Below are 15,319 nucleotides of genomic sequence, written 5' to 3'. Positions count from 1 at the left end.
AATTGGCAGAGGTGACGCCGAAGGTATACACGCCCAAACTGGCGATGTCGTTGGGCAACCTGGCCGCCTTTTTGTCGGGATTGGGGCGCTTGGGTGAGGCTCTTGAGGCGTCCCAGGATGCCGTGGGTCTGTACCGGAAGCTGGCGCAGGACTCTCCGGCGGCCTACACCCCCGACCTGGCGATGTCGTTGGGCAACCTGGCCACCATTTTGTCGGGGTTGGGGCGTTCGGGTGAGGCTCTGGAGGTGGACCAGGAGGCTGTGGGTCTGTATCGGGATCTGGCGCTGGCCTCTCCGGCGGCCTACACCCCCGACCTGGCGAGGTCATTGAACAACCTGGCCTACATCCTGTCTAAGGAAGGACAGTACGAGGAGGCTCTCAACGTCTTTACTGAAGGTTTCGATCGCTTCTCTCCCGCAATCCGATCTCGGCTGCTGCTCGCCAGGGCGGAGTGGCGCGACGAGGGGCAGGAGGAGGATCTGAAGGAAGCTGCCCACGAGGTAGATCAACCGGACGATCCAGCGTTCCTGGGGCCAACGCGGCGAATGGTGGTGCAGGCCCTCGCTGAAGCCGGGTGTGATGATCTGGACCTCCCCGCTTGGGCGACCGCCACCATTGATGAGTCAGTTCGCAGCAGAATTAATGATTGGCTGCGTTGCCGTGATCTGAAGGAGCAGGCTTCTCATCTCAAGAACGGCTGGGCTTCTCCGTCAGAGTCGGACCGAGACGCTCTTGCGACGGGGGCGGAGCGCTATGTTGATGCACCTGCCATCGCCAGGCTGCTCTTCCTTGTTGATGCCGTGATGGTGGAAGGAGTGGACTCCGTTGTCGCATCACTGAACAATCGTGATCATGCACAGAATCTGGCGGTTGCCTGGTGTTCCGCACACTCGAGCGGTCGGGGTGCATCCTTCCTGCGCGCGCAACTTCGCGAGCACGATGAAGACAGCGCTTCAGGCACTGATCAACCCGGTGACGCTGAAGAGGACTCCCGGACTCTGAGTGACCCCGAGATCAGATCCCTTGTTCTGGAGGTGCTGGAAGCGAGTCTTCCTGAGGAGGTCTTCACCGAGCTCCGCAGAGCTCTCGAGCTCGCTGAACTATCGGATGCCGATATCGCCTATGCAGTCCTCGCCAGCGATGAGGATGCGGAGGATGCCCTCAAGGAGCTCCTGGAGGCCGGTCACTGGCGGGCCATGCGGATGGTTCCTGGCCTGCGTCCCCGCCTGGAGGAGAAGTCCATCCACGGCGGCGTGGCGGCCTCCCTCCATGCAGCCGTCGCCGAACAGCCCGACCAAGCCCGTGACCTGCTGCGATCCTCCTATGAGAAGGCCGATCCCGGGGACCGGACCCTGATCGAGGTCCTGATGTCGAAAGCCTCACGCACTGACGACTGCCCCCAAGGGATCACGGACCTGTGTGCATGGTTCCAGAAAGAGAGGAGCCTCTGGGAAGAATCCGGGAATGGCTCGCCAACCTCCCCGTCCTGACCGGGTACCCGTTGGTTTCGGCCCCATACCGTGCCGTGTGGGGCCGAAACCAGGAGCGCCTTTACGCACGCTCCAGCTCCTGGAAGACCTGGCCGACCGGCTCCCGGATGATGAGGTCGGCGCGGGAGTCGTACGGTGTGGGAGTCGCGTTCATGAGGACCAGGCGCTCACCGGCGTAGTAGTCGATGAGGCCCGCTGCCGGGTAGACGACCAGGCTCGTTCCGGCCACGATCAGCAGATCCGCCTCCGAGATGGCCCGCACGGCCCCCTCCATGACGTCGCTGTCCAGCATCTCGCCGTAGAACACGATGTCGGGGCGCAGCACCGAGGAGCACTCACGGCAGTGGGGGACCTCGCCGGAGCGGGCGCCGTCGACGTCGTCCAGGGTGAAGTGCTCGCCGCAGCCGGTGCAGGTCAGGCGTGACCAGTTGCCGTGCAGCTCGAGGACCCGCTCGGAGCCGGCCCGCTGGTGGAGACCGTCAATGTTCTGCGTGACCACGGCCGACAGCTTCCCGGCCCGCTCGAGGTCGGCCATGAACCTGTGCGCCGCGTTGGGGGCCACGCCCTCGCGGGCGTTCTCCTGGGCGAACCACTCCCAGTAGGCCTGCGGGTGCACGGTGAAGAAGTCGATGGACAGGACCTGATCCAGAGGGATCTCCCGGTCCTGGTGGTAGAAGCCCTTGGCACCCCGGAAGTCGGGGATCCCCGACTCGGTCGAGACCCCGGCACCGCCGAAGAAGACGATGCGTCTGGACTCTTCGATCCACTGAGCGAGCAGGCCCCACTGGCTGTCCTGGTGATCCATGCACTCCACCCTAACGCCGGGCTAGGTGTATGAGGTGACGACGTCGGGCTAGGACTCAGTGGATCGGCCGGTAGCCGGTGCGATCGGCCCCGGTCACGTCCCGAATCACCCGCGCCGGGTTGCCCGCAGCGATGACACCGGGTGGAATGCTGCGGGTGACAACGCTGCCTCCTCCGACCACACTGCCCGAGCCAATGGTCACACCAGGAAGGACCGTGACGTTGCCACCGACCCAGACGTCATCGCCGATCGTGATCGGACGCGCTCGGCAGGCGCCGTCAGCGCGCTCACGAGGATCCAGAGCGTGGTTGGAGGTGTACAGGCCGACCTTGGGCCCCAGAAGCACATTGTCTCCGATGGTGATCCGGGCGCCGTCGAGCATGACGCAGTCGAAGTTCGCAAAGAAATGGGAGCCGAGGTGGATATTGCGTCCGAACTCGCACCGGAATGTTGGCTCGAGGTTGACTTCGCGGCCCATCGAGCCCACGACCCGACGCAGCAAGGCCTCGCGTTCCTCGGCGGGCTGACCATAGGAGCGGTTATATGCATCGGTGGCCTGGACGGCCTCGATCCGTGCTGCGATGAGCTCGGGCGTCAGGTCGTCGTACATCGCGCCCGTCGCCATATGAGCGAATTGCTCCGTCAGGTTCATGCTGACCGGTCCTCCTTCCTGCCGTGTCGGCTCAAAGACTCTCAGCCTCCTCGCAGGACGCTGAGTAGAACGTCAAGGGCCCCGATCGGCAGCGGAACGGTGTGGCTGCGCTCCGCCAGACCCGGGCCCTGTGCGTGCTCGTCGTGGGGAAGAGACTCAGATACCGAAGCCGACCCGGCGGGGCTCGGTCTCGCCGAGCTCGACGTAGGCCAGGGAGCCGGCCGGTACGAAGACCTTGCGGCCCTTGTCGTCAGTGAGGGTGACGGCCTTGGTCTCGGCGTCGGCCACGGCGGCCAGCACCTTCTCCTGAGAGTCGGAGGTCTCCAGGGAGAGCTCGCGGCTGGCGTGCTTGATTCCGATCGTGACCTGCATGGGGCTCCTTCGCATCGTCTGTGTGCCGTATTGAGCGGCATAGCCCCCATCGGGGAGAGGGGCGTGAACCTGCCTCGATCCTAGGGCGCTGCGGCTGCGCCGGCCCTTCGCGCGCCCCAGGAGCCGCGGCGTTTCGCGCCACGCGGAACAGGCGCCGTCGGCGCTCCCGGGTGGCGGGTTCACGACCGATGACGATCCGTTAACGGTGCACGATCCTGTCGGTGGCCCGTGGTGAGATGGTCCCATGTCCCAGGACCCCGTCCGTCTCCTTCCGCCCCCCGAGGCGGCCGAGCTGCCCGCGGCCGACGCCGATGGGCAGCGGGTCCTGGACCGCGTGGCCGGGGGCTCCAACGTCGTCGTCCTGGGGGCCCCCGGAACCGGTAAGACCTCTCTGGCCCTGAGGCTGCTGGCCGAGGCCGTCGCCGGCGGCCGCGACGCCGTCCTGCTGGCCCCCACCCGGGCGCGGGCCGACTGGCTGCGTGGCCGGGCCGCCCACCTGCTGCGTGAGGGCCATGGCGACGGCGTCGTCCGAGTGCGCACTCCCGCAGCCCTCGCCCTGACGATCCTGACGACCTCCTTGACCAGGCGGCCCGACCCGCTGCCTCCCCCGGTGCTTCTGGCCGGTGCGGAGGAGGACTCCGTCCTGGCCTCCATGGTCAGCACCGTCACCTGGCCGGGGCTCCCCGCCGAGGCCACCGGGTCGCGGGCGTTCCGCTCCGAGCTGCGCAACCTCCTGGCGCGCGCCGGAGAGCTCGGCATCAGCGCCGACGACCTGGCCGACCTGGGGCGCCGGCTCAATGTCCCCATCTGGGGGCCCGCGTCCCAGCTGCTGCGCACCTGGGACGCGCAGGGGCGGGCCAGCGCCGGGCGCAGGGCCCAGACCCGCAAGATGGACACGGCTCGCCTCCAGGACCGAGCCGTGGAGGCCCTGAGCTCCTGGGGCGCCGACGCCGTGGCCGCCCCCCGCCCCGTCCCGGACCTCGTCGTCGTGGACGACTACCAGGACTGCACGGCCGCCACCGCCAGGCTCCTGAGGGCCCTGGCGACCCCGGACCCCGACGGGCACCGGGCGCAGATCGTGGTGCTGGGGGACCCCGACGTCGCCGTGGAGACCTTCCGCGGCGGCACCCCCAGCCTGCTCGTCGCCGCCGAGGACCACTCGGGGCTCGCAGCCACCCGCCTGCGGCTGACCACCTGCTACCGAGGCAACCCGGCCATCGCGGCGGTGATCTCCGACCAGAGCGCCCGGGTCCCGGTGACCGGCACGACGGCCCACCGGCGGACGACCCTGGCGCCCCGGTCCTCAGCACGGTCCTCACAGAGGCCTTCCTCCGGGGCGAGTGACGCTGAGTGCCCGCAGGCGGCGGCCGGTGTCGAGGTGATCCTGGCCTCCTCCGCCTGGCAGGAGCACGCCCACGTCGCCCGGGCGCTCAGGCTCGAGCACGTCCACCACGGCACCTCCTGGTCACAGATGGCGGTCATCGTTCGCAGCGCCGCCGACGCCGAGACCCTCGCCAGGGACCTGCGCAGACGAGGCGTGCCCCTGGCCTCCCGCACACCCGCGGTCCTGCTGCGTGCAGAACCGGCCGCGGCCGCGCTCCTGGACATCGTGCGCGCCGCCATCCGGGACCAGATGGGCGGGCGCGGTGAACCGCCTCAGCGCGACGCCGCCATCAACCTCCTCACCAGCCCCCTGGTGGGGCTGACCACCATGGACCTGCGTCGACTGCGCCGCAGGCTGCGCCAGGCCCCGCCGGCCGCAACCCCGCACGCCAGTGCGGCCGAGCCCGGTGAGCCCAGGACCACCGCCCCCACAGCCGGTCCCGCCCCCGATCCCAATGTCGGTCCCACCGTTGATCCCGCCGCCGGGACCGGGCCCCGGACCGGCGGCGACGCCGCCCTCCTGGCCCTGCTGGCCGACCCCGAGCAGGCCTCCGGCTTCGCCCGGTCCCTGGACGGGCAGCCGCTGAGCACCCAGGCGGTCCGGCTCCTCACCGCAGCCAGGATCCTTGAGGCCCTGCGCGGCGTCATCGGGCAGAGCCCCGCCGACGCCCCGCGCGATGTCGAGGCCCTGCTGTGGGCCGCCTGGAACGCCTCCGAGCGGGCCGAGGCCTGGCGCGCCACCGCCCTGCTGCCCTCGGCAGGTCCCGTGCGATCACTCCTGTCCGAGGCCGCCGAGCACGACCTCGACGTCGTCACCACCCTGTTCAAACGCGCCGAGGTCTGGGCCGAGCGCCACCCGGGCCAGGACGCCTCCAGCTTCCTGGCCGAGCTCGACGCCGAGGTCCTGCCCTCGGACTCCGTCGCCCCCCAGGGGCGGCGCCCGGAGGGCGTCGCCGTCATGACCCCGGCAGGTTGCGCGGGTCAGGAGTGGGAGCTCGTCGTGGTCGTCGGGCTGGAACGGGACCGCTGGCCGGACCTGCGCCTGAGGGACTCCCTGACCCGCACCGGCCTCCTCGTCGACGCCGTCACCGGCCGCCTGACCGCAGACACCGCTGCACCCGGGAACGGGACTGGCGGCAGCGGTGCCGTGGCCGCCGCCCGGGCACAGGTGCGCGCCGACGAGCGCCGCATGCTCATCATGGCCCTGTCCCGCGCCACCAGGCGCCTCCTGCTGACCGCCACCGCCGACGCCGAGCACGCCCCCTCACCCTTCCTGACCGAGATCGCCCACAGTGCCGGGATCGCCCTGACCGACGCCGACGGCGCCCCCCTCCTGAGCCCCGACACCGGCGACCTCACCCTGCGCGGCCTGGTGGGGGAGCTGCGCCACGCCGCCATCTGCGGGAACCTCGAGACGGCCACCGACGCCGAACGCAGGCGCGGCCGGGCCGCCGTCGACCTGCTGGCCGACCTCGCCCGCCACGGCGTACCCGGCGCCGACCCCGCCACCTGGATCGGCGCGGCCGGCCCCACCTCCAGCGCCCCCCTCATCGCCGCCGGCGAGCGGATACGAGTCAGTCCCTCCGACGTGGAGGGCCTGGCCGCCTGCCCGCTCAAGTGGTTCCTGACCCGCAACGGAGGATCGGCCCCCGCCAGCGACGCCCAGGCCCTGGGCAGCCTCGTCCACGCGGTCGCCGAACGGGCCCAGAGCGAGCACCTGCGCGGTCCGGCTCTGCGGGAGGCCTTCGAGGAGCGCCTGGCCGACCTCGGCTACCCCGCCACCTGGCAGGGAGGCCTGGCCGCAGACCGCGCCCGCGCCATGATCGAGCGCCTCGACGCCTACCTGAGCGACTGCGACGCCCTGGGTATTCGCGCCGACGTCGAGCAGCCCGTCCGCGCCGACGTCGACATCCCCATGAGCGTCCTCAGCCCCGCGGTCCGCCAGCGGGCCGGCCTGCGGATACCGACGGAAGGCGGCGACGCCGTCCCGGTGAGGATCTCCGGGCGCATTGACCGCCTCGAACACCTCGATGGCCTGTCGGGAGACACCCCGGAGGAGCCCGCCGGCCCCATCCGGAACGGCGCCGTGCGTGTCATCGACCTCAAGACCGGGCAGCGCGTCCCCAAGGACGTCCAGCGCCACCCCCAGCTGGCCACCTACCGGCTGGCCCTGAGCTCGCAGGGCCTCGACGTCGTCGGCGGAGCCCTCGTGCTCCTGGGCAAGGAGCCCCCTAAGCGCTCAGGAGACGGCTACGTCCTGGCCCCGTCGGGCGCCGCCCTCGACCCCAGCCCCGCGGCCCCGGAACCAGCGCAGGAGCCGGGTGACGGCGAGGAGAACAGTGCTGCCGACAGTAGCGAGGAGTACTGGGCTGAGGACCTCGTGGCCGCCGCGGCCGTGGCCGGAGTGGGCCCGCAGATCGAGGCCCGCACCGGTGAGCACTGCCGTACCTGCCGGGTCAAGGACTCCTGCCCCGTCCAGGTCGAGGGAAGGAGAGTCGTCTCATGACCCCCACCGGCCCAGACCGGCTCACCCCCCAGGCCCTGGCGGAGGTGCTCGGCATCCACACCCCCACCCAGGAGCAGGAGCGCGTCATCGCCCACCGGCTGAGCCCCCTGCTGGTGGTCGCCGGAGCCGGCTCGGGCAAGACCGCCACCATGGCTCAGCGAGTCGTCTATCTGGTCGCCACCGGGCAGGTCCGCCCCGACCAGATCCTCGGACTGACCTTCACCCGCAAGGCCACCGCCGAGCTCGACCAGCGCGTCGCCTCCCGCCTGGCCGACCTCAGCGCGGCCGGCCTGCTGCCGGCCACCGTGCCGGAGCATGACAGGGGAGTGGGGGTCACCGCTGACGCCACCGACCTCGGTGAGCCGATGATCGCCACTTACAACTCCTTCGCCGGCGCCCTGGTGCGCGACCACGGACTGCGCATCGGCGTGGACCCCGACTCCACTCTCATCACCCAGGCCCGTTCCTGGCAGATCGTCTCCTCCCTGCTTGAGGCGCGCACGCTCCCGCTGCCCAACGAGAGCCTCAGCCACAACGCGAGCGCCACCCTGGTCCTGGCCGACGCCCTGAGTCAGAACCTGCTGACTATTGAGGAGGCCGCCAAGGACCTGGCCGACCTGACCGAGCAGCTCACCGCCCTGGCCGCCATCAAGGGCTGCAAGACCCTGGTCGGCAAGGCGCCCGCCGTCATGGCCGAGTGGGAGGCGCTGCTCGACGTCGTCGCCGAGCTGCACGAGCACAAACGTCACCACGGCCTGCTCGACTTCGGTGACCAGATCGCCCTGGCCTGTGCCATCGCTGAGTCCGTCCCCGAGGCCGCCGCCCAGGTGCGGGCCCAGTACCCCGCGGTCCTGCTCGACGAGTTCCAGGACACCTCGGTGGCTCAGGTCCGGCTTCTGTCGGCCCTCTTCGCCGACTCCGGGGTGACCGCCGTCGGCGACCCCCACCAGGCGATCTACGGGTGGCGAGGAGCCAGCGCCGCAGCCCTGGACACCTTCCACCAGCGCTTCAACCCCACCGGCACCGCCCTCCTGGAGTCCGGGGCATCACCGGCTGAGGCCACCCCCGTCCTGGAGCTGTCGACCTCCTGGCGCAACGACTCCACCATCCTGGACGTCGCCAACGTCGTCTCCGCGCCCCTGCGCTCCGGCGTCGTCGAGGACGGGGACCCGGTGGGCGAGCACCTCACCGTCGCCCCCTTGCGGGCCCGCCCCGAGGCCTTCGGCCTGGAGCCCGGGGCGGCGTTCGGGGCCTTCCTCCAAGACCCCGCCGAGGAGGCCCGCACGGTCGTCGCCTTCCTCGCCGAGCGCTGGTCACCCAGTGCCGAGATGGCCGTCCTGTGCCGCACCCGAGCACAGATGGATCCCATCGCCGCCGAGCTGGAGGAGACCGGCCTGCCCTACACGATCATCGGCCTGGGCGGGATGCTCTACGTCCCGGAGGTCGCCGACGTCCGCGCCCTGCTGACCGTGGCCTCGGACCCGGAGCGCGGGGACCGGGTGGTCAGGCTCCTGACCGGTTTCGGTATCGGTGCCCGCGACCTGCGGGCCCTGGCGACGCTGGCCCGCGAGCTCACCCGCCCCGCGACCGAAGGCGACCAGGCCGGACCGCCGGCTCACGGCGACCAGGCCGAGGCCGACTCCCCACTGCTCAGCGAGGCCCTGGACACCCTGCTGCGATGGCACGAGGACGGCGCGCGAGAAGAGCAGGAAGAGGCCGCCGCGGCCCGGGACCTGACCGAGGCCGGGCGGGCCGTCGCGTTGCGCACCGCCCGGGCGATCCGACGCATCCGGGAGGCCGTCTGCCTGCCCCTGCCCGACCTCGTGGCCCTGGCCGAGCAGGTCCTCGACCTCGACATCGAGATCGCCGCCCGGGTCGGTCACCCGATGGGCCACCGTGCCCTGGACTCCTTCCACGAGACGGCCCGGGCCTTCGCCGCCGACACCGACGCCCCCACCCTCACCGGCTTCCTGGAATGGCTCGACGCCGCCGAGGAGCATGAGGACGCCATGAGCGCCCCCGAGGTCGAGCCCTCGCCCGGGGCGGTCCAGCTCCTCACCGTCCACGCCGCCAAGGGCCTGGAGTGGGACGTCATCGCCGTGCCCGGCATGGACGAGCAGGTCTTCCCCTCCTACACCAGCGCCGTCAAGGACGATCTTCGTGTCGCGGAGACCGGTTGGATGGGCTCCACCTCCACCTTCCCCTTCCCGCTGCGGGCCGACGCCGGCGACCTGCCCCCCTTCACCGTCGGGGACCTCGACCCGGCTGTCACGGACAAGCCCCTCCTGACCGAGACGATGAGCGCCTACAAGGAGGCCCTCGGGCGCCAGAGCCTGCGCGAGGAGCGGCGCCTGGCCTACGTGGCCTTCACCCGGGCCCGCCACGAGCTCCTCCTGACCGGCTCCCACCTGTCCAAGACCGCCTCCAAGCCCCGCCGCCCCTCACGCTTCCTCACCGAGCTCCAGCGGCGCGACCTCCTCCGTGACTACGCGGAGGGCTGGGTCGACTTCGATGAGTCCCGCCCCAACCCCCTGACCGCCCTGACCCAGGTGGGCACCTGGCCCCTCGACGCCGACGCAGCGGAGACCTTGAGCGGCCAGGTCCCGGAGGCCGGGGGAGAGGACGCCCCGGTCGCCGACCGGCTCGCCGCTGTGCGCCGGGCCCGGCACGCGGTCGCCGCCCAGGTCGCCGCCGCCATGAGCAGCGCCGTCCCCGCCCAGGAGGCACCCGCTCAGGCCCAGCCCGACGACGAGACGGTGCGGCGGTGGCGACTCGAGGCGGGACTCCTCCTGGTCGAGCGCTCCCGGGCCCTGTCCAGCGGGCCCGCCGTCCGCCTGCCCGAGCACCTGGCCGCCACTCGCCTGGACGACCTGCGCGCCGACCGCCGGCAGTTCGCGCTCGACCTGCGACGTCCGCTCCCACCCGAGCCCCGCGCCGCAGGCCGGCTCGGAACCGTCTTCCACGACGCCGTCGCCCAGCGCCTGAGCGCACGCGGCACCCTGTTCGGCCTGGGGCAGGCGGGCGTGCCCGACAGCCTCGGCCCCCAGGACCGGGACCGCATCGAGCGCTGGCTGGAGACCGCCGAGAACCTGCCGCTCCTGGAGGACTACGTCCTGGCCGAGACCGAGACGGACCGGGAGATCACCATCGGCGCCACCACCCTGCGCTGCCGCATGGACGCCGTCTTCCGCCGCTCGGACGGTTCCGGGTGGCTCATCGTCGACTGGAAGACCGGGCGACGCCAGGTGCCAGTGGACCAGCTCAGCGTCTACGTCCACGCCTGGGCGGCCTCCCAAAGCGTGCCCACCGGCTCGGTACGGGCCGCCTACGCCTACGTCGACTACCCCGGAGGACGTGTCGATGAGCTCACCGCCGAGGGCCTGCTCAGCATCGAGCAGATCCAGACGGCTCTGACAGTGGGGTGACGGCGGCAGAGCAGCGCGTCCGTCAGCTCTCCTCGTCGTCGACGCGCACCATGGCCACCGGGTTGGTGACGGCGTCGGGCTCAGCCGGTTCGCGAACCCCCGGCACCGGAGCCAGCCGGGGCGTGGCCGGCTCCACCAGCGGGGCGTCACCCACCTGGGCGGCCAGGTCCTCCAGCATCGCCACCGCGTCATTGATGACCGGTTTGTCCCCGGTCCTCACCCCGTGCAGCAGCCAGCGCGCCAGGCTGAGCTCGCTGACCAGCTCGGCCCGCTCACGCAGGTGCCGGTCAACGCCCTCGGAGCGGGCGATGTCGTAGGCGTCCTCAATGGAGTCCAGGCAGTCCACCGGTGCTGAGGAGTACACCCAGGCCAGGTCCTCGGCCGGGTCCCCCACATGCGCCTGGGACCAGCCCCGCACCGCCACCACCGTGCCGCCGGCCACCAGGACGTTCTCCTCAGCGAGGTCCCCGTGGACCACGGTGGGGCGGAAGCGCCACAGGGCGGCGTCCTCCAGGGCCTGCTCCCAGCGCCCCAGCAGCGCCGGTGGGGTCCGGCCCGTCGCGGCGGTGTCGTCCAGCAGGCTCAGCCAGCGCCGACGCACCTCCTCGGCGTCGTAGACCGGCATGCCGGCCTCGGAGATCACCGTCATGGCCAGCTCGTGGATCTCACCGAGCGCCTTGCCCAGGCCCGCCGACATCCCCGGCCCCGGTCGGAGCGTCTCCACCGGGATCGGCTTGCCCTCCACATGGGAGCGGACCTGGATGTGCGCGTCCTTCTGACGCAGGGACCCGGCGACGCGAGGAACGTCGAAGGAGAGTCGCCCGTCGTCGACGACCCGACCGATGCGGCGCAGCACCTCGGCCTCAGCCTCCAAGGAGGCGCCCACGGCATCGGTGCGGGCCTCATGGACCTCCCAGTGCCGACCCTGGGTGTCGATGACGCCGATGATGTGCCGCTCCGGGGTCTCGGACTGCGGGAGCGCCAGCCGAGTCGGGTTGAGGCCGCCGACGGCGACGCTCGCCATCGCCGCCAGGGACAGCGCGGAGTGACGGGGGCGGGGGACCTCAGCGGCCTGAGGCGCCGTGGCCTGCCGGCCTCCCCGCGCAGGCCCGGATGACGCCCCGGGCAGCGGAGCGACGACAACGGGGGCACGATAGTCATCGGCGTTGTCGTCATCGCCGGCGTCCTGGTCACCGGGGGGAGCGCTGTGCTCGCCGCGGTCGTCGGCAGCATGAGCCGCAGCGCGCTCGACGTCGGAGGTCACCTCGTCGGCGAGGCTGTCGGCACCGCCGTCGACATCAGTGGTGCCGGGGGCGTCCGGGGACTGCGGAGGCTGTGACATGGTCCAACCGTAGGCGACAGGTCCTATGTCTCGCAGGACAGCCGCGCCCGTCCGCTGGCGGCAAACGTCCAGGGACGTGAGCAACGGCTTGAGGAATGTGCCAGAAGGTCGAAGTTATCCACAGGTTATGTCGAGGTGGTGGCCATTTCGTGATCAGGTGTCCTAGAGTTCATCCGTGACATTGCTCACCGACCGGCCGGTGCGTCACGGCTCTGCAGAGTCCCAGGCCGGTCCTCACATCATCGTCACTCCTCCTCAAACGACTCCCACGCTGAGAGGCATCATGGACGCTGCCGATCTTCTCCTGACGGAGGTTCGCGAGCTGGTGCGCGCTCGCGGCATCGACCCCCTCAAGGACGCCTCCGACCTGGAGCAGCTCGTCACCCAGGCCGAGGAGGACTACCTGCGCCGCTCCGACGCCGGACTCGTCCCGCCGCTCATCGACCCAAAGGGGGCGCGCTCCCACGTGCTGGACGCCATGGCGGGGCTGGGGCCGCTCCAGAGCTACCTCGATGACGAGTCCATTGAGGAGATCTGGGTCAACGCCCCCGGCCGCGTCTTCGTCGCCCGCTCCGGACGCCCCGAGCTGACCACCACGATCCTGGAGAGCGAGGACCTCACCGTCCTGGTCGAGCGCATGCTGCGGGCCTCCGGGCGCCGCCTGGACCTGTCCAGCCCCTTCGTCGACGCCCAGCTCGCCGGGGGACAGCGGCTTCACGTCGTCATCCCGCCCATCACCTCCCAGCACTGGGCGGTCAACATCCGCAAGCACACCTCCCGCGCCTCACGCACCAGCGACCTCGTGCGCATGGGCTCGCTGACCAGCCAGGTCGCCGCCTTCCTGGACGCCTCCGTGCAGGCCGGCCTCAACATCCTGGTCTCGGGCGCCACCCAGGCCGGCAAGACCACGATGGTCAGGGCACTGGCCGGAGCGATCCCGGGCGCGCAGCGGGTCATCTCCTGCGAGGAGGTCTTCGAGCTCGCCCTGCGCAACCGGGACTGCGTGGCCATGCAGACCCGGCCGCCCAACCTCGAGGGCGTCGGTGAGATCAGCCTGCGGCGCCTGGTCAAGGAGGCCCTGCGCATGCGCCCCGACCGTCTCCTCATCGGGGAGGTCCGCGAGGCCGAGGCCCTGGACCTGCTCATCGCCATGAACTCGGGCTTGCCATCCATGTGCACCATCCACGCCAACTCCGCTCGGGAAGCCGTCATCAAGATCTGCACGCTCCCGCTGCTGGCGGGTGAGAACGTCTCCAGCGACTTCGTGGTCCCCACCGTCGCCAGCGCCATCGACCTGGTCGTCCACCTCGACCTGGATCGCAGCGGACGCCGCACCGTGCGGGAGGTCGCGGCCCTGTCCGGTCGGGTCGAGAACGGCATCATCGAGCTCTCCGACGTCTTCCACCGCGACCCCGCAGGCAACCTCGTCCGGGGAGCCGGAGCGCCCGACGCCGCCGAGCGCTTCAACCGGGCCGGTCACGACCTGACCGCCCTGCTCAACGCCCGCCCCACCAGCGCCCAGGAGGCCTACTGATGGGCGCCGTCTCCGGGCTCCTGGGCGGGGTGGGGCTGCTCCTGATCTGGATGGCCTGCACCTCCGACCCGCCTCAGTGGCGCTCGAGGCGCTCCCGTCTCCTGGCCGACATCCTGGTCCAGGCCGGCGCCGGCCGCACCAGCCCCACAATGTTCGTCCTGGGCTCGATCGGGCTGGGGCTGCTCATCGGCCTGATCTTCCTAGGGATGTCCCGGGCCTGGCCGGTGGCCCTGTCCTTCACCGCCATCTTCACGGCGATCCCCTTCCTCATCATCTCCTCTCGAGCGCGCAACCGCCGTACCCGGCTGCGCGAGGTGTGGCCCGAGGCCGTCGACACCCTCGTCTCCGGCGTCCGCGCGGGCATGAGTCTGCCGGAGGCGCTGACCAACCTCGGTGAGCGCGGCCCGGAGGCCGTCCGCCCCCAGTTCCGGGCCTTCGCCACCGACTACGCCGCCTCGGCCCGCTTCGACAGCGCCCTGGACCGGCTCAAGGCCCGTTTCGCCGACCCGGTCGCCGACCGGATCGTTGAGGCCCTGCGCCTGGCCCACGAGGTCGGCGGCACCGACCTGGGGACGCTGCTGCGCTCCCTGTCTCAGATGCTGCGTGAGGACATGCGCACCCGAGGCGAGCTCGAGGCTCGCCAGTCCTGGACCGTCAACGGAGCCAAGGTCGCGGTCGCCGCCCCGTGGCTGGTCCTGGCGCTGCTGTCCACCCGGCCTCAGGCAGCAGCGGCCTACGCCACCACCGCCGGAGCCGTCATTCTCCTGACCGGAGCCGTCGTCTCGGTCATCGCCTACCGGCTCATGCTGCGCCTGGGGCGGCTGCCCGAGGAGGAGAGGACACTGCGATGAACCCCATGAACGCGATGCTCACCGGAGGACTCGCCGGGCTGCTGGGGGCCGTTGGCGTTCTGAGCGTCATCTCGGCCCTCCGTCGCCGCCGCCCCACACTCATGGCCCGTCTGGAGCCCTACGTCCACCGCCGGCCCACGACCTCCGGCCTGCTGGTCGCTCCGGCAGGGCCTACCTCCGACGGGAGCACCGTCGTCGGCCTGCTCATGGCCTCCACCGGACGTGCTCTCAATCTCGGCAGGCTGATGGACTCTTTGGGGTCGTCGGCCGACTCGGTCCGGCGTCGCCTGACGCGATCAGGGTCATCACTGGGGGTCGACCAGTTCCGCCTCCAGCAGGTCCTGTGGTCGACGACGGCGCTCCTGCTCGTCCTGGCCGCAGGCGGCCTGGCGGCCCTGGCCCGCTCCGTCAACGTGCCCGCGCTCATCCTCCTGTGCCTCATGGCCACAGTGGCCGGGGCCGCTGCCCGCGACTGGTGGCTCAGCCGGGCCGTGGCGAAGCGGCTGTCACGGATCGAGGCGCAGCTGCCCGACGTCGTCGAGCTGTTGGCCCTGGCGGTGGGGGCCGGCCAGGGCCCGGTGCCGGCCATCGAGCGCATCGTCGCACTGGGGCGCGGCGACCTCGTCGACGAGCTGGGCACCACTCTGACCGACATCCGCTCCGGCACGGTCCTGTCCACCGCCCTGGACCGCATGGAGCGGCGAGTCGGCTCCGTCCACGTCACCCGCCTGTGCGAGGCGATCATCGTGGCCCTTGAGCGCGGCACACCACTGGCCGAGGTCCTGCGCTCCCAGGCCACCGACGTGCGTGAGGCGGCGCGCCAGGCCCTCATGGAGGAGGGCGGCAGACGGGAGATCGCCCAGATGGTTCCCGTGGTCTTCCTGGTCCTGCCCATCACCGTCGTCTTCGCCCTCTTCCCAGGACTGTTCGTCCTGAGGCTGGGGGTGTGAAGCGTATCC

Annotated in this window: 10 protein-coding genes; 6 read left to right on the top strand and 4 right to left on the bottom strand. The window is 71.2% G+C overall.

Translation table 11 applies throughout. The features are described from left to right. Positions 1-1,490, top strand: a 1,490-nt coding sequence (locus tag BKH32_RS03180; RefSeq protein ID WP_178384533.1) for a tetratricopeptide repeat protein, incomplete at its 5' end; no start/stop codon positions are given. Between the two features lie 61 nt (positions 1,491-1,551). Here BKH32_RS03180 and BKH32_RS03175 read toward each other — a convergent pair. The 3 genes from BKH32_RS03175 to BKH32_RS03165 form a co-directional block, all read right to left on the bottom strand. After that, on the bottom strand, positions 1,552-2,295 hold the full coding sequence (locus tag BKH32_RS03175; protein ID WP_075248590.1) for an NAD-dependent protein deacylase: 744 nt from the start codon (positions 2,293-2,295) through the stop codon (positions 1,552-1,554). Positions 2,296-2,350: 55 nt separating this feature from the next. Then, the gene (locus BKH32_RS03170; RefSeq protein WP_075248589.1) at positions 2,351-2,947 is read right to left on the bottom strand and encodes a sugar O-acetyltransferase; all 597 of its coding nucleotides are present in this window, start codon (positions 2,945-2,947) and stop codon (positions 2,351-2,353) included. A 156-nt stretch (positions 2,948-3,103) separates the two neighbouring features. Further along, complete coding sequence (locus BKH32_RS03165; RefSeq protein WP_075248588.1) at positions 3,104-3,319, bottom strand: DUF3107 domain-containing protein; 216 nt, start codon at positions 3,317-3,319, stop codon at positions 3,104-3,106. 244 nt (positions 3,320-3,563) lie between these two features. On the opposite strand from BKH32_RS03165, the gene BKH32_RS03160 reads away from it, so the two are divergent. Next, positions 3,564-7,208: a PD-(D/E)XK nuclease family protein gene (locus tag BKH32_RS03160; RefSeq protein ID WP_075248587.1), complete on the top strand. Its 3,645-nt coding sequence runs from the start codon at positions 3,564-3,566 to the stop codon at positions 7,206-7,208. Beyond that, positions 7,205-10,633, top strand: coding sequence for an ATP-dependent DNA helicase (locus BKH32_RS03155; RefSeq protein WP_075248586.1), 3,429 nt, complete (start codon positions 7,205-7,207; stop codon positions 10,631-10,633). Before BKH32_RS03160 ends, BKH32_RS03155 begins: the two co-directional genes overlap by 4 nt. A gap of 22 nt (positions 10,634-10,655) precedes the next feature. On the opposite strand, the gene BKH32_RS03150 is transcribed toward BKH32_RS03155, so the two are convergent. Beyond that, positions 10,656-11,975 carry a phosphotransferase gene (locus tag BKH32_RS03150; protein ID WP_075248585.1) on the bottom strand — a complete coding sequence of 440 codons (1,320 nt, stop codon included), beginning with the start codon at positions 11,973-11,975 and terminating at the stop codon, positions 10,656-10,658. Between the two features lie 283 nt (positions 11,976-12,258). Between BKH32_RS03150 and BKH32_RS03145 the strand changes: the two genes are divergently transcribed. Genes BKH32_RS03145 through BKH32_RS03135 form a run of 3 tightly spaced genes read left to right on the top strand, consistent with a single transcriptional unit; the run spans position 12,259 to position 15,310 of the window. Then, positions 12,259-13,509, top strand: a complete 1,251-nt coding sequence (locus BKH32_RS03145) for a CpaF family protein (RefSeq protein WP_075248584.1) — start codon at positions 12,259-12,261, stop codon at positions 13,507-13,509. Then, the gene (locus BKH32_RS03140) at positions 13,509-14,360 is read left to right on the top strand and encodes a type II secretion system F family protein (RefSeq protein ID WP_075248583.1); all 852 of its coding nucleotides are present in this window, start codon (positions 13,509-13,511) and stop codon (positions 14,358-14,360) included. The genes BKH32_RS03145 and BKH32_RS03140 overlap by 1 nt, the downstream gene beginning before the upstream one ends. Beyond that, positions 14,357-15,310, top strand: a complete 954-nt coding sequence (locus BKH32_RS03135) for a type II secretion system F family protein (protein ID WP_081376668.1) — start codon at positions 14,357-14,359, stop codon at positions 15,308-15,310. The genes BKH32_RS03140 and BKH32_RS03135 overlap by 4 nt, the downstream gene beginning before the upstream one ends. Positions 15,311-15,319 lie beyond the last annotated feature (9 nt).

It is taken from the genome of Actinomyces oris (genome assembly GCF_001929375.1).
In the GTDB taxonomy this organism is placed as follows: Bacteria; Actinomycetota; Actinomycetes; order Actinomycetales; family Actinomycetaceae; genus Actinomyces; species Actinomyces oris_B.
The sequence above is the reverse complement of the archived record's forward strand: the minus strand, read 5'-3'. Positions and strand labels throughout refer to the sequence as shown.